The following is a 19,967-nucleotide window of genomic DNA, read 5'->3' on the forward strand; positions in this document are numbered from 1 at the left end:
CTAGATGTTTGATCCCAGGGTTTGATGGTGCACTCTTCACGTCGGAGTGGAGGGACGCACTATGGGCCAGGTTCTTCACGGCAGCGCCACGACGACTGAGGCAATCCGTCGAGCGATCCAGCATAGTCAAGCGAGCCTGAGGGCGCTCTCGAAGCGCTACGGGATCAATCAGAAGACGGTCGCCAAGTGGAGGAGTCGGGCCTCGGTCGCCGACCAACGCACGGGTCCCAAAAATCCGCGGTCGACGGTGCTGTCACCTGAGGACGAAGCGGTCGTGGTCGCCTTTCGCCGTCATACGCTCCTGCCGCTCGATGACTGCCTCTACGCGCTCCAGGCGACAATCCCGCACCTGACCCGCTCGTCGCTTCATCGCTGTCTACAGCGCCACAGCATCAGTCGACTGCCTGAGGTCGATGGAGACAAGCCTAAGCGGTCGCGCTTCAAGGCCTACCCACTCGGTTACTTCCACATTGATCTGGCTGAGGTCCACACGGCCGAAGATCGGCTTTATCTACTCGTCGCCATCGATCGCACGACCAAGTTCGCTTTCGTGGAGCTGCATGAAAAAGCCACCCGGCGTGTTGCCGGTGATTTCCTTCGGCATTTGATCGAGGCCGTGCCCTACAAGGTGCACACAGTGCTCACCGACAACGGCACCCACTTCACCACGCCCGGCAACGTCGCCTCGGCCGCCTCCATCATCAAGGAGGCGATCGCAGCCGGCGAGACCTTCCGAGCCCACAGCTTCGAGTCCGCCTGCGCCCGCAACGATATCGACCATCGGCTGACCAAGCCGCGTCACCCCTGGACCAACGGTCAGGTCGAGCGGATGAACCGCACGATTAAAGACGCCACGGTCAAGCGCTACCACTACGACAGCCATGCACAGCTCCGCGCTCACTTGGCCGACTTCGTCAGCGCCTACAACTTCGCGCGCCGTCTGAAGACCCTGCGTGGCCTCACGCCCTACGAGGCCATCTGCAAGGCATGGTCCGCCGAGCCAAGCCGCTTCAGGTCAAACCCGCTCCACCAAATGCCGGGACCAAACATCTAGTGCCGCCCGGATGCGACACGCGCTCAGCCATCGAGGATCGCACTAACGGCGTCCGCTTCATCTGCGCCTGTGCCGGGAAGCGCACCAACTGCTTTCAGCCAGACTACGCCAAGCTGGATCGCCAACGGGGGCAAAACCGGACATTCAGCCTTGCGCCCTTCCCATTCATTAGAGGTGCACCACAGACATCTCCGAAGCGGACATGGCTGAGGCTCAGCCTCCACGTCGGTACTTCAAGAGCCTGTTTGAGGTCCTCTGCTGACCGTCCTCATCTGTCTCGTGTCGCAACACAAATTGCGCCTGGCGGGGCGGAGTGGAGAGCAGATGTGGACGGACCGACACCGGACGCGTCACGAGGCGCGCCTGAAGGACTTGGTGGCACAGGCAGGTTTGGACGAGGTGGCCTGCTTCCTGGAGCGAGCGGATCCGCCGGGTCGTCTGGATGCGACCCCAGCGCGCCGGGTGTCGGCGGGGATCGCCTGGCACCTGCGGAGGATGGCGGGCGCGGCCGGCCGGCGTTCCAGCGTGACGCACGGTCTACGGCTGGTTCCGGCGCTGGATCGATAAGGGCCTGTTCGAGAGCCGGATGCGGGCTCTGGTCCGTTGGCAGCGACGGCGCTGCGGCCGGCGTCCCACGCCGCGGGTGGCGATCATCGACACACAAAGCGTCCCGTGCATCGGCGTACGCGGGCCGCGCGGCTCCGACGGGGCCAAGAAGCTGGTCGGGCGCAAACGCGTGGCCCTGGTCGATGCCGAGGGTCACATCCTGGCGAGGGCCGTCGAGCCGGCCAACGTGCAGGATCGCGACACGCTGGCGGCCCTCGATGACGGCAAGGAGCAGTGGCCCAGCCTGTCTCTGGCCATTCTGGATGGCGCCATTACGGCCGAGCGCTGCCGGGAGTGGTGCCATATCCCCGGCATGCGCCACCGCGTCGTCGAGAAGGAACCCGATCAGACGGGCGTCGTCGTGCTGGAGCGGCGCTGGGTGGTCGAGCGCACCTTCGGCTGGCTCGGCCACTGGGGCGGCCTGCTGCGCGAGCGCGCCGGCCGCCTGGATGTCGCCACGAGCCGTCTCGCCCGCCTCGCCAGCCTTATGGCTGCCCGCGCACTCAACAATCTGGCTTGAGAGCAATGGCTCAAACAGGCTCTCAGGTCAGAGCGGACCGGCGCTCGGCCGACAAGCGCCATGGGCGGATCCGGTCGGCGATGCAGGCCAAGGTTGCCAGGGCGAGGATCAACCCGAGGGGAAAGCCCGTCAGGCCGGCGCCCTCGCGCAGGAGCGCGAACAGGGGCGTTGCGAGCAGGAGCGCGCGCTCGTTGCGGCGCAGGCCGCCGGTGCGGTGGGCGGCGAGCACCAGCAGCAGCGTCGCCGGGACCAGCGGTACGAGGTCGTAGACCGGCAGGTAGGGGGAGAGCAGCGGCGCGGCGGTGAGCAGGGCTGCCGCGCGCAAATCGGACTCCACAGGCCGCGTCCAGGCGCAGATGGCGAGGGCCAGCGCCAGGGCGGCGACGAGCGCTTGCAGCGCCCAGGCGGCCAGGATTGGGCCGCCGAGCAGACGCACGGCCCCGAAGGCGCTGGCATTGAGTTCGAGCCCGGCCGCGGCCTTCTGCAGAATGATCCGGTTGGTCTCGCCCAAGGTGCCGAGGAAGCCGATCCACGGGGCGGTGCCGAACAGGGCCAGCGAGGCGAGGCACAGGACGAGCGCGGTCGCGAGGCACGAGGCCAGGCCGATTGTGCGGCCGGTGATCAGCAGCAGCAGCGGCGCCAGGGCGGCGAAATGCGGCTTGTAGGCGAGCAGGCCGAAGCACAGGCCGGCGAGCCAGGGGCGGCGATCGACCAGGAGCGCACCGAAAGTCATCAGCGCGGCGGTGAACAGGCCGTTCTGTCCGTAGGTGAGGTTGCAGAACACCAGTGGATGGGCAAGCGCGATCCAGGCCGCGTCCCGCCGGCCGGCGGCGAAAAGCATGGCCCCGGCGAAGATCGCCAGCGACAGGGCGGTCCAGACAAAAAAGGCCGGCTGCGGCTCCAGGGTCGCGAAGGCGGCGGCCGGCATCAGGAAGACCGGTGGGTAGTGCCAGGCGAAGCGGCAGTCCGGCCCGAAGGCGGCCTTCAGGTTCTCCAGATGGACCGGGAGGTCGTAGGGCTCGCCGCCGCGCCCTTCCAGCGCCGCCCGGCCAGCCACCCAGATCTGGCTGAAATCGTTGCCGAGCATGTCGCCGTACCAGTTCCGGCGTGGCTCCGGCCCGGTGCCGAACACCACGACGACGATGGCGAGCGTCAGCGGCACCAGCACCCAGGCGGCTCGCATGGCGAAGGCGAAGAGGCGAGCGTCATTGCCGGCGAGGTCCTTGAGATCCGCCCAGAGCGCTCCGGGCCGAGATCCCGGCGCTTCAATCGTGATGGGCCCGGACATGGCGGCTTTCGGCGGCGATCTATTGGTTCAGCCTAGGCGCGACCGGTTCCGGCGCCGTTAACATGCGGTTTGCCGAACCGGTCGGCTTGTGCGAGAGGGGCGCGGCTGCGACATTCGCGCCGTCTAACTGGGGCGGTGATCACGATGCGAGTGGACGAGGCCTCCCCCGCCCCGCGCGTCCTGATCTACAGCCACGACACGTTCGGGCTCGGCCATCTGCGGCGCTCGCGGGCCATCGCCAACGCGATCGTGGCATCGAACCGCGGGGCGCGGGCGATGATCATCTCCGGCTCGCCGGTGATCGACCGCTACGCCTTCGCGTCCGGCGTCTACACGGTGCGGCTGCCGTCCGTGACCAAGTTCGCCGACGGCAATTATGCCAGCCTCGACGGCACCACGCCTTTGGCCCGCACGGTGGAGCAGCGCAGCGCGATCATCGCCCGGACCGATGCCAGCTTCGCCCCCGATCTGATCCTGGTCGACAAGGAGCCCGCGGGCTTCCATGGCGAATTGATGCCGGTGCTGGAGGCCGCCTCGGCCCGGGGGACGCGCCTCGTGCTCGGCCTGCGCGACGTGCTCGACGATGCCGACCGCCTCGTGCCCGAATGGGAGCGCAAGGGCGCCGCCGAGATCATGGCGCGGTTCTACGACGAGATCTGGGTCTACGGCCTCAGCCGCATCCACGAGCCGCTCGCGGCCCTGCCGATGGAGCCCGAGATGGCGGCGCGGATCGCCGAGCGGCTGATCTATACCGGCTACTTGCGCCGGGAGGTGCCGGAGATGCGCGCCGGCCGCGAGGAGCCGGCCATGGCCGGGGAGCCGTTCGTGCTGGTGACGCCCGGCGGCGGCGGCGACGGCGCCGCGCTGATCGACTGGGTGATCGCCGCCTACGAGACCGATCCCGGCATCCCCCTGCCCTGCCTGATCGCCTTCGGCCCGTTCCTCGACGGCCCGACCCGCGACGGCTTCACAGCGCGGATCGACCGGCTCGGGAAAAGAATTGCGGCGATCACCTTCGACAGCCAGATCGAGTTTTTGATGCGCAAGGCGGCCGGGGTCGTGGCCATGGGCGGCTACAACACCTTTTGCGAGATCCTGTCCTTCGACCGGCGGGCGATCCTGGTGCCGCGCACGGAGCCGCGCCGGGAGCAGGCGATCCGGGCGCTGGCGGCCGAGCAGCTCGGCCTCGCCCGGGTGCTGCTGGAGGCCGACGGCCGCGCGCCGCAGCGCATGGCGGCCGCCCTCCGCGCCCTACCGGACCAGAGCGCGCCGTCGCGGGTGCTGGTGCCGGGCCTGCTCGACGGGCTCGACGCGGTCGCCCGCCGGGTTCGGGCGCTCGCCGGCCCGGGGACGATGGGCGCCCGCGCCCGGGCCTTCTCGTGACGGAGACGCGCATCGCGGTGGTGCTGAAGGGCTATCCGCGCCTCTCGGAGACTTTCATCGCCCAGGAGCTGCTGGCCCTGGAGCGGCGCGGCCTGCCCCTGGAAATCTGGTCCCTACGCCGGCCCACCGACCGCGCCCGCCATCCGATGCACGCGGCGATCCAGGCGCCGGCCGCCTACCTGCCCGAATATCTTCGCGATGCGCCCTTTCGGGTCCTGCGCGGCCTCGGCGCCGCCCTGACGCGGCCGCGCCTGCCGGCTCTGCTCGCCCTGTTCGCCCGCGACCTGTGGCGCGATCCCTCGGCCTCGCGCTTGCGCCGGTTCGGTCAGGCGCTGGTTCTCGCGAAAGAACTGCCGTCCGAGGTGGCCCATATCCACGTGCATTTCCTGCACACGCCGGCGAGCGTCGCCCGCTACGCTGCGCTGCTCACCGGCCGGCGCTGGAGTTTTTCGGCCCACGCCAAGGACATCTGGACGACGCCGGCCTGGGAACTCACGGAAAAACTGCGCGACGCGGCCTGGGGGGTGACCTGCACCCGGGACGGGCTCGCCCGCCTCGAAGCCCTGGCGCCGGGCCGGACGCGGCTCGCCTATCACGGCCTCGACCTCGCCCGCTTCCCCGCACCGCCCCCGCTCCGCGCGCCGCGCGACGGGACCGACCCGGCGGACCCGCTGCGGCTCCTCTGCGTCGGCCGCCTGGTCGCCAAGAAGGGCCATGACGACCTGATCGACGCCCTCGCGGCCCTGCCCGAGGATCTGCACTGGCGCCTCGATCTGATCGGCGGCGGCGAGCTGCGCGGCGCCCTGGAGGCGCGGGTCCGCGAGCGGTCTCTCACCGAACGCGTGACCTTTCTGGGCGCCCTGGCACAGCCCGCCGTGGTCGCGGCGATGCGCGCGGCAGACCTGTTCGTGCTGCCGACCAAGCCCGCCCCGGGCGGCGACCGGGACGGGCTGCCCAACGTGCTGATGGAAGCCGCGAGCCAGGCGCTGCCGATCCTCGCCACCGCTTTCGCTGGGACGCCGGAATTCATCACCGACGGCGAGCACGGCACCCTGGTCCCCCCCGGTGAACCCGTCGCCCTCGCGACGGCCCTCGCCCGCCTCGCGTCGGATCCGACCCTGCGCCTGCGCCTCGGCGAGGCCGCCCGGGTCCGGCTGGTGCGCGATTTCTCGGAAGCAGCCGCGATCGACCTGATCGCGGATGCCCTGCGTCTCTCCGCGGGTCTCGCCCCATCCGCCAAAAGCCTGGAACCGGAGCTGGCCGCGTGCGCGTCCTAATCGCGGTCACGCATCTGCTCGGCGCCGGCCATCTCACCCGCGCCGCCGCTCTGGCGCGGGCCTTCGCGGCGGCGGGCCACGAGGCGCTGCTGGTCTCGGGCGGTAGGCCGGCCCCGATGGTGCGGCCCGAGGGCCTGCGCCTCGTGCAGCTGCCGCCGCTCCACGTCGCTGGAACGGACTTCTCGCGGCCCCTCGGGCCGGACGGAAGCCCGGCCGATGCGGCCCTGTTCGCGCGGCGCCGCGCCCTGCTCCTGGACACCCTGGCGGAGTTCGCCCCGGACGCGGTGATCACCGAGCTATTCCCCTTCGGCCGCCGGGCGCTGGCCGCCGAGTTCCTGGCCCTGGTCGAGGCCGCACATGCGCACCGACCGCGCCCGCTTGTGCTCGCGTCGGTGCGCGACATCCTGGTCGCGTCGTCCAAGCCGGAGCGGATCGCGCAGGCGCATGACCGGGTGGCGCGTCTCTACGATGCCGTGCTGGTCCACGGCGATCCGGCCCTGGTGCCCCTCGACGCCTCCTGGCCCCTCGATGCCGGGACTGCCGAAAAAATCCGATACACCGGCTATGTCGACGACGGCACCGCGTGTCTGCCGGGAGCAGCGGGAAAGGGCGTGCTGGTCGCGGCCGGGTCCGGGCCGGCGGGGCTCGGCCTGCTCCGGGCCGCGGTGGAGGCGGCCCGCCTCCAGCCAACGCTCGGCTGGCGGATCCTGGCGGGGCACGGCGTGCCGGAGGCGGATCTCTCCGCACTCGGCCACGGGCTGCCGGACGGCACGATCGAGCGTGCCCGTCCCGATTACCGGGCCCTGCTCGCCGGGGCAGCCCTGTCGGTCAGCCAATGCGGCTACAACACCGCCATCGACCTCCTGGCGACGGCGACACCCGCGGTGCTGGTGCCCTTCGAGGCCGGCGGCGAGACCGAGCAGCGCCTGCGCGCGGAATGCCTGGCCGGACGCGGCCTCGCCCGGGTTCTGCCGGAGGCGGACCTGAATGCGGCATCACTCCTGCAAGCAGTGAAGGTCCAGCTCGGTGCCAAGCCGCCCGAGCCGCACGGGATCGATCTCGGCGGGGCGGTGCGGACGGTCGGAATCGTCGAGGATCTTTTTTTGGTTGGTCGCGGCGCTCAGGTCGTCCCGGCGGGTCGGACGGTGCCGGATACGGCGCTGGTCCCCTCTCCCGCACGGGAGAGGGGGTATGGCGCGGCCGGTACGAGTCAGCTCGTGAGCCTTGCCGCCAGTGCGGATCAAAGCGCCGACCGCCCACAGGCGCCCCTCCCTCCCCCCTCTGCGGGGGAGGGGGCCCCCCGGAGGGGGTCGGGAGAGGTGCAGCGCGACGGTGCGGGTTTCGGCTCTGAGCATGACCTGTCCGGACACGGCGCTCCCCTCTCCCCCCCTGCTGCGCAGGGTACCCTCCCCCGCAGAGGGGGGAGGGAGAGCGCGCGTCTCGGCTTCACCGCCCTGCGAAAAACCCTGGACGAAGCGGCCGCTCGCGGCCTGCGCGTGCCGTTCTGGTGGCGGGATGATGATGCTGTGGCAGCGACTCCGGCGCTAGATCGGCTAATCGATCTGGCCGAGGCCCATGCCGTCCCGCTCCTGCTGGCGGCCATCCCGGCCCGGATCGAACCGTCTCTCGGAGACCGGCTGGCATCGGCAAAGAGGCTCAGCGTCGCGGTGCACGGCCTGGCCCACCACAATCACGCGCCGCCGGGCGAAAAACCCGCCGAGTTCGGCGCCCATCGCCCCCTCGACGTGCTGGAATCGGAAGCCGCCGCCGGGTTGCGGATCGCCCGGGAGCGGCTGCCGGAGGCGGGGCTGCTGCCGGTCTTCGTGCCGCCCTGGAACCGGTTCGCGCCGGCGCTCGCCGCCGCCCTGCCCGGCTTGGGCTATCGCGGGCTGTCGGCCGTGCCCGGGCCGGCAATCCCCGGCCTTGTCCAGCTGGACGCGACGCTGGATCCGATCGACTGGCGCGACACCCGCTCGCTGCGCGATCCCGACGCGCTGCTCCAGAATCTCGCCGCCGGCATCGCCCGCGATGCCTCGCAGCCCATCGGCCTGCTGACCCACCATCTCGCCCATGATGCCGCGCTCTGGGCTTTCGTCGCGGACTTGCTGGAGACATGCTGCGGACATCCGGCCGTGACATGTCTCGATCCGCGAAGCCTATTCATCGGCGCCGCAGTGGAAACCGGCGCGGCCGGATCTACTCTTCAGCGTTCGGTCGCTGCGAGGAAAGGTTGAGCCCGCTTCTGTCCATCCGCGACCTCGCGGTCGCGTTCCGCACGGAGACGGGGCCGTTCGAGGCGCTGCACGGGCTGTCCCTCGACGTGATGCGCGGGCGCACCCTGGCCCTGGTCGGCGAATCCGGCTCGGGCAAGTCGGTGACCGCCCAGGCGATCATGGGCATCCTGCCGAAATCGGCCGCGATCACGCGTGGACAGATCCTGTTCCGCGACGGGCCGGAGGCGACCGACATCGCCCGGCTCGACACCGAGGGCTCGGCCATGCGAGCGATCCGCGGCCAACGGATCGCGATGATCTTTCAGGAGCCGATGACGTGCCTGTCGCCGCTCCACACGGTGGGCGACCAGATCGGCGAAGCGTTGCGCATCCATACCGGCGCCGACCGCAAGGAATCCGATGCCCGCACCCAGGAGGCCCTGGCCCGGGTCGGCTTCCCGGACCCGAAGCGCGCCCTGAAGACCTACCCGTTCGAGCTCTCCGGCGGCCTGCGCCAGCGCGCCATGATCGCCATGGCGCTGATCCTCAAGCCCGCCCTGCTGGTCGCAGACGAGCCGACCACGGCGCTCGACGTCACCACCCAGGCGCAGATCCTCGCCCTGCTGGCGCGCTTGCAGGACGAGACCGGCATGGCAATCCTGCTGATCACCCACGATCTCGGGGTGGTCGCCAACATCGCCCATGACGTCGCCGTGCTCTATCGCGGCCGTCTGGTCGAGGCCGGCCCCCGCGAGACGGTGATGCGCGCCCCCGGCCACGCCTACCTGAAGGCGCTGCTCCACGCGGTGCCGCGGTTCGACATGGCGCCCGGCGAGCGCCTGACCCCGATCCGCCCGGCCCGCGCCGAGATCCCGCCGGCCCATCAGCCGCCAGCGATGCCGGCGGGGCCGCTGTTGCGGGTCGAGAATGTCAGCAAGAGCTACACCCTGAGGGCCGGCCGTTTCTGGCAGAAGTCCCGGATGGTCCACGCCGTCTCCGACGTGTCGCTGAGCCTTGCGGCCGGGGAGACCCTGGGACTCGTCGGCGAATCCGGCTCCGGCAAGACCACGGTTTCCAAAATGGTCATGCGGGCGCTCGATCCCGACTCCGGAAAAATTCTGTTCGATGACGGCACGGGCCCGCGGGATGTGCACGGGCTGACGGGCGACGCCCTGTTCGCCTACCGGCGCACGGTCCAGTTCGTGTTCCAGGACCCCTACGCCTCGCTCGATCCGCGCATGACCGTGCGCCAGATCCTGTCCGAGCCCATGGAAATCCACGGCGCGCCGGCGGCTGAGCGCAAGGCGCGCTGTCGGGAGCTGATGGCCATGGTCGGGCTGGAGGCGAGCGGGCTCGGCCGCTACCCGCACGCCTTCTCGGGCGGCCAGCGCCAGCGGATCGGCATCGCCCGAGCCCTGGCGCCGCGCCCGCGGCTTCTGGTGTTGGACGAGCCGGTCTCGGCCCTCGACGTTTCAGTGCAGGCGCAGATCCTGAACCTGCTCAAGGATTTGCAAGCGGCCCTCGGCCTGTCCTACCTGATCGTCTCCCACAACTTGGCAGTGATCGACTACATGGCGGATACGATCAGCGTGATGTGCCGGGGCCGGATCGTCGAGGAGGCGCCCCGCGCCGCCCTGTTCCGCCGCCCGGTCCATCCCTACACACGCGCCCTGCTCGCCGCCGTGCCGGACCCGAGCCTCGATCACCCGCTCGATTTCGCTGCCATCACCGGCGACCAGAACGACCCCTCCCGCTGGGAGGCGCCCTACCGGCTCGGCCCCGACGAGGCCGGCGCCATGCGGGCGATCGAGCCGGGCCACCGGGTCCGGTTCTCGACCGCGCAGGACGCGGAGGCCGCCTGATGCAGCCGCGCCCGCCCGTGATGCTGGAACGCCTGCGCCGCAAGGTGCTGTCGCCCCTGTTCGATCGCCTCGGCTACGACCTCGTGCCGGCCGCCCCCGACTGGAGCCACCGCCCGACCTCGCCGCGGGAGGTCGCCACCCTGCTCGAATCCGCCGCCGCGATCCTGGATCGGGATTTTGCGGCCTCCGGCCTCACGCCGGACGGAGATCTTCTCGACAGCGTCCGGCAGTTCTGGGCGCTGATCCCCACCGCGCCGGTCCGGCAGCGACGAGGCGGCAGCGGCTTCAACGGCGCGCTGCAGCTCTACGTCCTGATGCGGGCGCTCAAGCCCGATTTCGTGATCGAATCCGGTGTGTTCCGCGGGCTCACCACCTGGGTGATCCGCATGGCGCGGCCCTCGGCCAAAATCTTCTGCCACGATCCGGACCTGTCCGGCCTGCAATACCGCGACCCGCAGGCGCGCTACAGCACCGCCGACTGGTCCGAGGCCGACTGGTCCGGCCTCGACCCGGCCCGAACGGTGGCGTTCTTCGACGATCACGTCGCGCAAGGGCGCCGAGTGGTGGAGGCCCATGCCCGCGGCCTCACCCGCCTGCTGTTCGACGACGACGCCGCCGGCCACCGGATCCACGCCCATGGCGGCCCGGCTCATCCGACCATCGCGATGATCACCGGCCCGGAGCACAGCCCCGAGCCGATCCGCTGGACCCGCAACGGCCGCCACTTCGAACAGCCGGCCGACGACGCGCTGGTGCGCCAGGCGGGCGGTCTGATCGCGCGCGCCCACGCTTTCGATGATCTCCACAGGGCCACGGGCTATTCGCCGGCGCGGCTGACCTACGTGGCGCTGCATCCTGCGGGGGGCGGGTCGTGAGCGATTTCGAGACCCGCGACAGCCACCCTGCTTCGCTCGGCGAACACTTGGACGCCCACGCGTCCGAACGAGGCGCGGGTCCCCTCTCCCGTGCGGGAGAGGGACAGGGTGAGGGGCGCGACCTCTCCGGAAAGTCCTGGTCCCTCACCCCAACCCTCTCCCGCACGGGAGAGGGGGTCCGTCGCGACACACACGAGCCGTTGTTCGACCAGGGAGAGGATGGGGGCCGAAGCGGCGTCTCCCGCCGCGCCCTGATCGCCGGCCTCGGCGCCGCTGCCCTGCTCGTCCGCCCGCGCAACGCGCTGGCCGACACGCCAGCCGACGCGCCTGCCCCACCCCAAAAACCCTTCGTGATCGACCTCGCCGCCCGGGGGCGCCGCACCGGGACCGCCGGCGGGACGATCCGGACGCTGATCGCCAAGGCCCGGGATGTCCGCTACCTTTCGGTCTACGGTTATACTCGCCTCGTCGGCTACGATGCCGACCTGCAACTGCGGCCGGACCTGCTCGAACGCGTGGATGTCGAGGGCGGGCGCTTCACCTTCACGCTGCGCCAAGGCCACCGCTGGTCCGACGGACACCCGTTCACCAGCGAGGACTTTCGGTATTACTGGGAGGACGTCGCCAACGAGAAGGCCCTGAGCCCCGAGGGGCCGCCGGCCTTCTTCCTCGTGGACGGCAAGCCGCCCCAGGTCGAGTTCCTCGACCCGGTGACGATCCGCTACATCTGGGAGCGGCCGAACCCGATGTTCCTGCCGGCGCTGGCCGCGCCGCGCGACCCGCTGATCTACCGGCCCGCGCATTATCTGAAGACCGTCCATGCCCGCTATCTCGGCAAGGACGCGGCGGACGCGAAGGCCAAGGCGCTGAAGCTGCGCGGCTGGGCGGCCCTGCACAACCGGCTCGACGACAATTACGAGTTGAACAACCCGGACTGCCCGACTCTTCAGGGCTGGGTGCCGAAGACCCGCTCGCCGGCGACGCGGTTCCGGTTCGAGCGCAACCGCAGCTATCACCGGGTCGACACCGCCGGCACGCAGCTGCCCTACGTCGATTCGATCGTGATGGATGTCGCGTCGCAGGGGCTGCTCGTCGCAAAGACCAATGCCGGCGAGGCCGACCTGATGTTCCGCGGCCTGTCGATGCCCGATATTCCGAGCCTGAAGGAGGGCGAGAAGGCGCATCGCTACCGCACCAACCTGTGGCCGGTGGCAAGGGGCTCCGAGATCGCCCTCTATCCGAACCTCACCACCCAGGATGCGGGCTGGCGGGCGCTCAATCGGGACGTGCGCTACCGCCATGCCCTGTCGCTCGCCATCGACCGGCGCACGCTCAACAACACCCTGCTGTTCGGCCTCGGCACAGAGGGCAACGACACGATCGTGTCCGACAGCCCGCTCTATTCGCCCGAGCTGCGCACGCTGAATGCCGGCTACGACCCGGCCGAGGCCTCCCGCCTCCTCGATTCCATCGGGCTGACCCGCCGCGACGGCTCCGGCATCCGCCTGATGCCGGACGGCCGGGCGATGGAGCTGGTGGTCGACAGCGACGGCGAGGCCGAGATGGTGCTCGACGCGCTGCTCCTCATCACCGAGTTCTGGCGCGAGGTCGGCATCCGCCTGGTGACCAAGCCACAGGAGCGCACCAACCTGCATCGCCGCTCGATCGGCGGCATGACTGTGATGGTCGCCGCACAAGGGCTCGATCTCGCGGTGCCCACCGCGATCATGCCGCCCACCGAGCTGAGCCCGGCCCAGCCCGAGCACTACGCCTGGCCGCTCTGGAGCGCCAACGTCGAGAGCCGCGGCAAGTCCGGCGAGGCCTGCGACATCCCGGAGGTGCAGCATCTCCTCGACCTCGACCGGCAATGGCGCCACACGGACGACGCCGAGCGGCAGGCCGCGATCTGGCGCGAGATGCTGATGAACCATGCGCAGAATACCTGGGTGATCGGCACGGTGGCCGGGGCGCTCCAGCCCGTGGTCGGCGCCGATCGCCTCGCCAACCTGCCCAAGCGCGCCCTGTATTCCTGGGATCCCACGGCCCTGATCGGCGTCCAGCGCCTCGACGAAGTGTTCTGGGACAAGGCCGCCGACACGCGCGCGGAGGCAAGGTGATCGTCGCGATCCTCCGCCGTGTCGTCACCATGGCGCTGACGCTGCTCGTCATCTCGGCCCTGGTGTTCTTCATCATCAAGCTACCGCCGGGCGATTACCTGACCAACCGGATCATGGAGCTGCGCGCCAGCGGCGAGGCCGGCTCCGTGGCCAAGGCCGAATTGCTGATCCGCCAATACGGCCTCGACCGGCCGGTCTGGCAGCAATACCTGATGTGGGTCGGGCTGATGCCCGGACCGGTCGGGTTCTCCGGCCTGCTCCAGGGCGATTGGGGCTGGTCGTTCGAGTACGACAAGCCGGTGGCCGATGTCGTCGGCGACGCCCTCTGGCTGACGCTGCTGATCAACCTGACCGCAGTGGTCTTCGTCCACGTCGTGGCGATTCCGGCGGCGATCTATTCGGCGACCCACCGGCATACATTCGGCGACGCCGTGGTGACCCTGCTGGGCTATGTCGGGCTTGCCGTGCCCGGCTTTCTGCTGGCACTGATCCTGCTGTTCTACGCCAACCGCTGGTTCGACCTGTCGATCGGCGGCCTCTACGATTCGGCACTGACCAACCAGCCCTGGACCTGGCCCAAGATCCGCTCGCTGCTGGCGCATCTCGTGGTCCCGACCCTGGTGATCGGGCTCGGCGGTACCGCCGCCATGATCCGGCGAATGCGCGCGAACCTCCTCGACGAGCTGGCCAAGCCCTACACGGTCACCGCCCGGGCCAAGGGCCTGCCGCCGATGCGGGCGCTCCTGAAATACCCGTTCCGGATGTCGCTCAACCCGTTCGTGGCCGATATCGGCAACCTGCTGCCGCACCTCGTCTCGGGCTCGGTGCTGGTCTCGCTGGTGCTGAGCCTGCCGACCGTGGGACCGCTATTGCTTGACGCCCTGCGCAGCCAGGACCAGTTCATGGCCGGGTTCATCCTGATGTTCGTGGCCGGCCTCACGCTGATCGGCATGCTGATCTCCGACCTGATCCTGGTCTGGCTCGATCCGCGCATCCGCATGGGCGAGCGGTGACGGAACCGATGATGCCAGAGACGGCCCGGAGCCACTTCGTCGATCCGACGCCGTTCGAGCCGCAGGCGCTGGACGAGAAGGCCTCTGGCAGCGCCTCCGCCTGGCGGCTGATCGTCAAAAAATTCCTGCGCCACCGGATCGCCGTGGCCTCGGCGCTGATCCTGCTGGCGCTCTACGCCACGGTGCCTTTCGTGGAGGTGCTGGCACCCTACGGCCAGGCAAGGCGCAACGGCGATTTTCTCCACGCACCACCCCAGGGCGTGCACCTGTTCCACGACGGGCGCTTCATCGGCCCGTTCGTGTATCCCTACCGGGCGCAGCTCGACCTCGAGACGTTCCGGCGCGACTACGTCGTCGATACCGCCCGGCCGCAGCCGCTCCGCTTCCTGTGCCGGGGCGACGGCTATGTCTGGCTCGGGCTGATCCCCACCGACCTGCACCTCGTCTGCCCGCCCGACGACGGCACCCTGTTCCTGCTCGGCACCGACCGGCTCGGACGCGACCTGTTCTCGCGCATGATCTATGGCGCGCGGATTTCCCTGACTATCGGGCTCGTGGGCGTGGCGATCTCCTTCGCGCTCGGCATGCTGTTCGGCGGGATCGCGGGCTATTTCGGCGGGATCGTCGATGCCGGCGTCCAGCGCCTGATCGAGGTGGTGCGCTCCCTGCCCGAGCTGCCGCTCTGGCTCGCTTTGTCGGCCGCCCTGCCGCCGAACTGGAGCCCTCTGCTGATCTTCTTCGGCATCACCGTGATTCTCGGTCTACTCGACTGGCCGGGCCTCGCCCGGGCGGTGCGCGGCAAGCTCCTGGCCCTGCGGGAGGAGGATTTCGTCCAGGCCGCCGAGCTGATGGGCGCCTCGCCGGCGCGCGTCATCGGCCGCCACCTGATCCCGAACTTCATGAGCCACCTGATCGCCTCGGCGACCCTGTCGATCCCGACCATGATCCTGGGCGAGACCGCCCTCTCCTTCCTCGGGCTCGGCCTGCGCCCGCCGGTGACGAGCTGGGGCGTGCTGCTCAACGAGGCGCAGAATCTGGCGGCGGTGCAGCTCTATCCCTGGTTGCTGCTGCCGGTGCTGCCGGTGCTGGTGACGGTCCTGGCCTTCAACTTCATGGGCGACGGGTTAAGGGACGCGGCGGATCCGTATCATTGACGGTGTTCGGGCCGCAGACCGGCATCGAGATGCCTGCGCAACCCAGACTGGCGTTCGAAAGGTCTGCAGCTCTCCCGGCGGTCACGAGAGCGGAGCCTCGAAAAGGCTCTGTCCGCTCTTTGATCTCCGAACAACTGTAATCTCTCATCGGTCATCAATAGCGGACGATAAGAGATGAGTCGTTCTTCGATCAACGCATCGCGCTAGCGATGAGCGCTGCCACCGGCACCCCCCGCACCTCCGGCACCGCCTGCACCTGCGGCACCGCCTGCGCCCCCGGCACCGCCTGCGCCCCCGGCACCGCCTGCGCCCCCGGCACCGCCTTTTCCGAAGCGGCCGGGCTGTCCGGGTTGACCGGGTTGACCGGGCTGGCCCGGCTGACCGGGTCCACCCCCGGCTCCGCCAGCGCCTCCCGCACCGCCTTTCCCGAAGTGGCCCGGCTGTCCGGGTTGACCGGGCTGGCCTGGCTGACCGGCCCCACCCACGCCTTCGCTATGATGTTCCACGGGATCAGCCTGCACCACGGTAAGACGTTGAGGATCAAAGGTGCGATTGGGCGCTTCCGAGCCGAGCGAACTTGAAAAGATCGCGGCCAGAATAAGAAAGTCAGATAGCATCGATGCCCCTCGGTGAACGTTGTTCGCCTTAGAATATATGAGCTTGATTTTGATTCGCCCACTCTCTTAATCAAAGCCGTGATTCGTCATTGGCGATGACGGTATTTTACGGCAATGCCCTTTTAGATAATGTTGCTTATTTATTACTTAACTGACAATATACCTCCACCACAAATCGACATTAAGACTTAGGCTGATATCGAAAAGGACGGAAATATAAACAAGATCGCCTATATAACGGCGAAGGCAGGGTTCGACGCCTTATTCATGCACGCGGACTACCGTCTGGTGGGCTGGCCGATCCAAGCGAGGACGCCGTCGCATCGAAGTCTGGGAGAACGCAGTCGGCCTCGCCCTTGATCAGCGAGCATCGCAGCGGTTCAAGCTTGGCATTACTTTTTTCAAGCTAGCTATAACCTGCACGGTCTAAATCGGTCGCAGAACTGTAGCGCATACTGTCGACCTTCTGACCCGTGAACTGCGGAAACTGATCACGGAGCGAAAGCGAGGTGTCCCAGATGTCGAATGTCTTTCACAGCAATACGAATTATAGTTCGCAAATCTTTAGTATTTGTTGCCATGCTGTCTTATAACCGGCAGTAAGATCTGATATATTTTTGCTATATTTTAAGATCGTGTGAATATCAAAAGGTTTTTACTTAATCTGGATGTTAAATAGTGCATCGTCTTATAATTAACGCAATGCCGATCATGAAATACAATAACCTTCCTTACTGGATCTGAACGCGAGCAAAACCAGACTGCTCAGAACATGTTCATAACGCGTGTCCAAAAATACAAGTGATCTGACGAGATAAAAGCGGTTGCCACACCAAAACAAAGTCAGAGGTCTTATGGCGTCGTCGCTATGCTGACAACGCGATGCAGCTTGTTTTGATGAGGAGGGTAAACATGCGTGCTTTTATCTGCGGTGCTCTCGTTTTCGGTTCAACAGTCGTTCCCGTTCTGGCTAACGATTTCGAGAGGCAACGCGAACTCAATATTTTGAAAGACATCGAGTCCAGCCAACGGCAGCAGCTCGAGCTCGCCCGCGAGCAGGCGCAACGGGACAAAGACCGCGCTCGGCGCGAAGAAAACGCGTACGTCAATGCTCAACGGGACGCGCAGAGCGCCCGGCGCTTCGATCGGCGCTGAGCCACGGCACGGGTATTCGGGGCTGTCTCTGAGTAGCAGCACAACAGAATCGAGAGGTCCAGCCGCAACACGTATGTGCGGCTGGCAAACAATCCCTGTCCCTACCCCGCCAGCGGCAGCGGCGCGATCCGCGCGGGGGCCACGGCGCTCTTGCGCTCCAGCAGGCCCGGGGGCGGGACCGGGGCGTCGATCGTGCAGATCACGCCGGTCTCCTCGTAGGAGAGCGTCACCTCGCCGGCGAGCTCGCGGGCGAGGCTGCGCTCGATCAGGCGGGAGCCGAAGCCCGTGCGGGTGGGCTTCTTCACCGGCGGGCCGCCGCGCTCGGCCCAGCGCAGGTACAGGCGGATCTCCGCCTCGCGCCGCACGGTCCAGGAGATCTCGACGGCGCCACCCTCGGCCGAGAGCGCGCCGTACTTCACCGCGTTGGTGCCAAGTTCGTGCAGCGCCATGGCGATCGACAGAGCGAGGCGGGGCGGCAGGCGCAGGGCCGGGCCGATCACGGAGAAGCGCGAGGCGACCCCGTCGCCGGATTCGAGCGGGCGGATCGCGTCCGCGACCACGGCCGACAGCTCTGCGCCCTCCCAGCTCTCGCGGGTGAGCACGTCGTGGACCCGGGCGAGCGCCAGGAGCCGCGCCTCGAACGCCGCCCGGGCGGCGTCGGCCTCAGGGCCTTCGAGGCCGCGCAGGGACTGGCCGGCGATCGACTGGACCGTCGCCAGGGTGTTCTTCACCCGGTGGTTCAGCTCGTGGATCAGCAGCAGCAGGTGCTCTTCCGCGAATTTCGCGTCGGTGATGTCGATGTTGCAGCCGGTATAGCCGAGGAAGTTCTGGTCGTCGTCGAGGCGCGGCACGCCCTCGCAGCGCAGCCAGCGCACGGCCTGGCTCCGGTCGATCACCCGGACTTCGGTGCGGAACGGCGCGCGCGCCTCGAAGGCCTCGGTGAAGGCAGCGCGAAAATTCTCCAGGTCGTCCGGGTGGACGATCCGCTCCCAGCCCTCGTTGGTGAGCTCCGCCGCCGGGATCCCGAACATGTGTTCGAAATGGAGGTTGGCGAAGCTGACCCCGCCGCTCTCGTCGGTCATCCAGATCAGCGCGGGCGCGGAATCGGCCATATGGCGGAAGCGGGCCTCGCTCTCGCTGAGCGCCGTGAGGCCGCGGCGGGTGTCGGCGAGCGCCCGGTCGCGCTCCGCCTCGCGGGTCCGCAGCCGCAGGGACGCGTCCGACAGCACCGCCCCGAGCCGCTGGATCTCGTGCACCGGCGACGGCACCCGGGGGATCGCCTCGCCCCGCGAGAGCGCCGGGCCGGAGGCGGCGAGCAGACGGAGCGGGCGCGAGACGCGGGACCAGAGGTTGACCGCGAAGACCGAGGAGGTGGCGAGCACCAGCAGGCCGAAGCCGGCAAACGCCCAGATCCAACGGCGCACCCGGGCATCCACCAGAGCCTGCGGGATGCTGGTGGCCACCATCCAGCCGGTCAGGCGCGAGCGCGCCTCGATGACCACCACCGGCTTGTGCTGGCGGTCCTGCCCCTCCCAGACCCCGGGCGTCGCGGTCTGCACCTGGCGCAGGCTCGCGAGCCGCGGCTTGCCGACCACCGAATCCGGGTCCGGTAGGCGGGCGAGGACGATGCCGTTCCGGTCAGAGATGCCGGTGGTCCAGCCCGGCACCACCTCGCGGGACAGGATGCCCTGGAGCCGCGACAGCGGCACCGTGAAGCTGAGGATGTAGGCGACCTCGCCGTCGACCATCACGGGCACGCCGACCGCGTAGGTCGCCTCGTCCGGGGTCGGGCCCGGGATGTAGCCGCTGACCATGGCGCGCTGGGCGCCCTTGATCAGGTCCGGGTCGAAGGGCAGCGGCATCATCGGCAGCGGCGCACCGCGTGGCACGCCGGTATTCACGACCTCCTGGCCGTTCGTCCGCCGCAGCAGCACGTCGAGATCGATCGATTCGCGGACCAGCCGCGCCTGCGCGTCGAACGCCTCGAAATCGCTCTGCCGGATCCGCGGCGAGGTCGCCAGCGTCTGCAACACCGAGACGAGGCCGGCGGTGTCGCGGTCCAGCGACAGGCCGATGCCGCGCACGTTCTCGCGAGCATCTTGTTCGAAGCGGGCGCGCTCGGCCGACGCGTAGCGCATCAGCAGGATGCTGGTGAACAGCAGCCCCGGGCCGATCAGCGCGATCACCAGGGCGATCAGATAGACCTGTGTCGAGAAGCCGTTGCGGCCGAACCGGTACAGCCGGCGCGACAGCCACGACCGGCGCGCGGGAAGGACCGCCGGGAGGTTCACGCCCTCGGCCTCCTGCTCCGGGCTCAAGCGGCGCCCGTCCCCGGCACGCGGTGCCCCGCGGGCTCCTCGCCGTTCCCTCGCTTCATGACCGGTCGATATGGCCGAGATCGCGCTCCGGGTCGAGGTGGTCGCGCACCCGCTGCTTGAGGGCCTTCACATCCGGAAACCCGCCATCGCGGACCCGCTCCCACAGCAGCACGCCCGCGATCTCGATGCGGAACGCGCCGCCCGTGGCGGGCACGAGGGCGACCTCGCCGAGGTCGTCGCGGAAGGTCGAGAGCAGCTCCTGCGCCATCCAGGCTGAGCGCAGCAGCCAGTTGCACTGGGTGCAGTAGGTGATGGCGACGCGCGGACCCGTCGGCCGCGCTCCGCTCTCCCCCGTCACGTCGCTGTCGGGCCTGTCGCCCGCTTGCTTCTCGTGCATCGGGCCACAGCGCATTGCGGCACTGGTCTTGTCAACCTCGCGCACGGCGCTTGACGTTTCGGGTCGGCGCGCCCTAGAAGGCCCGGCATCCGGTCGCCGCCTGATCCAGGCGCCGCCG

Annotated in this window: 15 protein-coding genes; 11 read left to right on the plus strand and 4 right to left on the minus strand. The window is 68.9% G+C overall.

What is annotated here, in order from left to right:
- Positions 1–61: 61 nt before the first annotated feature.
- Together BM228_RS09040 and BM228_RS09050 are read left to right on the plus strand one after the other, a co-directional pair.
- On the plus strand, positions 62–1,054 hold the full coding sequence (locus tag BM228_RS09040) for an IS481 family transposase (RefSeq protein WP_092037876.1): 993 nt from the start codon (positions 62–64) through the stop codon (positions 1,052–1,054).
- Between the two features lie 643 nt (positions 1,055–1,697).
- Complete coding sequence (locus BM228_RS09050; RefSeq protein WP_167367702.1) at positions 1,698–2,180, plus strand: transposase; 483 nt, start codon at positions 1,698–1,700, stop codon at positions 2,178–2,180.
- 22 nt (positions 2,181–2,202) lie between these two features.
- On the opposite strand, the gene BM228_RS09055 is transcribed toward BM228_RS09050, so the two are convergent.
- Positions 2,203–3,468, minus strand: coding sequence for a glycosyltransferase family 87 protein (locus BM228_RS09055; protein WP_092039181.1), 1,266 nt, complete (start codon positions 3,466–3,468; stop codon positions 2,203–2,205).
- A 144-nt stretch (positions 3,469–3,612) separates the two neighbouring features.
- Between BM228_RS09055 and BM228_RS09060 the strand changes: the two genes are divergently transcribed.
- The 8 genes from BM228_RS09060 to BM228_RS09095 all read left to right on the plus strand — a co-directional run bounded on the left by BM228_RS09060 (position 3,613) and on the right by BM228_RS09095 (position 15,362).
- Positions 3,613–4,851 (plus strand): glycosyltransferase family protein, encoded by a 1,239-nt coding sequence (locus BM228_RS09060; RefSeq protein WP_092039183.1) that lies wholly within the window; start codon positions 3,613–3,615, stop codon positions 4,849–4,851.
- Positions 4,848–6,128, plus strand: coding sequence for a glycosyltransferase (locus tag BM228_RS09065; RefSeq protein ID WP_092039185.1), 1,281 nt, complete (start codon positions 4,848–4,850; stop codon positions 6,126–6,128). The genes BM228_RS09060 and BM228_RS09065 overlap by 4 nt, the downstream gene beginning before the upstream one ends.
- The gene (locus BM228_RS35300; protein WP_244537072.1) at positions 6,116–8,362 is read left to right on the plus strand and encodes a glycosyltransferase; all 2,247 of its coding nucleotides are present in this window, start codon (positions 6,116–6,118) and stop codon (positions 8,360–8,362) included. Before BM228_RS09065 ends, BM228_RS35300 begins: the two co-directional genes overlap by 13 nt.
- Entirely contained in the window at positions 8,359–10,203 is a 1,845-nt protein-coding gene (locus tag BM228_RS09075) for an ABC transporter ATP-binding protein (RefSeq protein ID WP_092039187.1), read from the plus strand. The genes BM228_RS35300 and BM228_RS09075 overlap by 4 nt, the downstream gene beginning before the upstream one ends.
- Complete coding sequence (locus BM228_RS09080) at positions 10,203–11,078, plus strand: hypothetical protein (RefSeq protein ID WP_092039189.1); 876 nt, start codon at positions 10,203–10,205, stop codon at positions 11,076–11,078. The genes BM228_RS09075 and BM228_RS09080 overlap by 1 nt, the downstream gene beginning before the upstream one ends.
- A gap of 200 nt (positions 11,079–11,278) precedes the next feature.
- Positions 11,279–13,195, plus strand: a complete 1,917-nt coding sequence (locus tag BM228_RS09085; RefSeq protein WP_092039191.1) for an ABC transporter substrate-binding protein — start codon at positions 11,279–11,281, stop codon at positions 13,193–13,195.
- The gene (locus tag BM228_RS09090) at positions 13,192–14,208 is read left to right on the plus strand and encodes an ABC transporter permease (RefSeq protein WP_092039192.1); all 1,017 of its coding nucleotides are present in this window, start codon (positions 13,192–13,194) and stop codon (positions 14,206–14,208) included. The genes BM228_RS09085 and BM228_RS09090 overlap by 4 nt, the downstream gene beginning before the upstream one ends.
- Before the next feature lie 11 nt (positions 14,209–14,219).
- Positions 14,220–15,362, plus strand: a complete 1,143-nt coding sequence (locus tag BM228_RS09095; RefSeq protein ID WP_092039477.1) for an ABC transporter permease — start codon at positions 14,220–14,222, stop codon at positions 15,360–15,362.
- Between the two features lie 190 nt (positions 15,363–15,552).
- Here BM228_RS09095 and BM228_RS09100 read toward each other — a convergent pair whose 3' ends face one another.
- Positions 15,553–15,843, minus strand: a complete 291-nt coding sequence (locus tag BM228_RS09100) for a hypothetical protein (protein WP_139234067.1) — start codon at positions 15,841–15,843, stop codon at positions 15,553–15,555.
- 1,048 nt (positions 15,844–16,891) lie between these two features.
- Here BM228_RS09100 and BM228_RS33715 point away from each other — a divergent pair.
- Entirely contained in the window at positions 16,892–17,134 is a 243-nt protein-coding gene (locus BM228_RS33715) for a hypothetical protein (protein ID WP_139234068.1), read from the plus strand.
- Between the two features lie 101 nt (positions 17,135–17,235).
- Here the strand turns inward: BM228_RS33715 and BM228_RS09105 are convergent, their stop codons facing one another.
- Positions 17,236–19,425: a sensor histidine kinase gene (locus BM228_RS09105; RefSeq protein WP_425284927.1), complete on the minus strand. Its 2,190-nt coding sequence runs from the start codon at positions 19,423–19,425 to the stop codon at positions 17,236–17,238.
- A gap of 82 nt (positions 19,426–19,507) precedes the next feature.
- Positions 19,508–19,849 (minus strand): Rdx family protein, encoded by a 342-nt coding sequence (locus tag BM228_RS09110; protein ID WP_244537073.1) that lies wholly within the window; start codon positions 19,847–19,849, stop codon positions 19,508–19,510.
- Between the last annotated feature and the right edge of the window lie 118 nt (positions 19,850–19,967).

Origin of the sequence: Methylobacterium pseudosasicola (assembly GCF_900114535.1) — a bacterium.
Lineage (GTDB): Bacteria > Pseudomonadota > Alphaproteobacteria > Rhizobiales > Beijerinckiaceae > Methylobacterium > Methylobacterium pseudosasicola.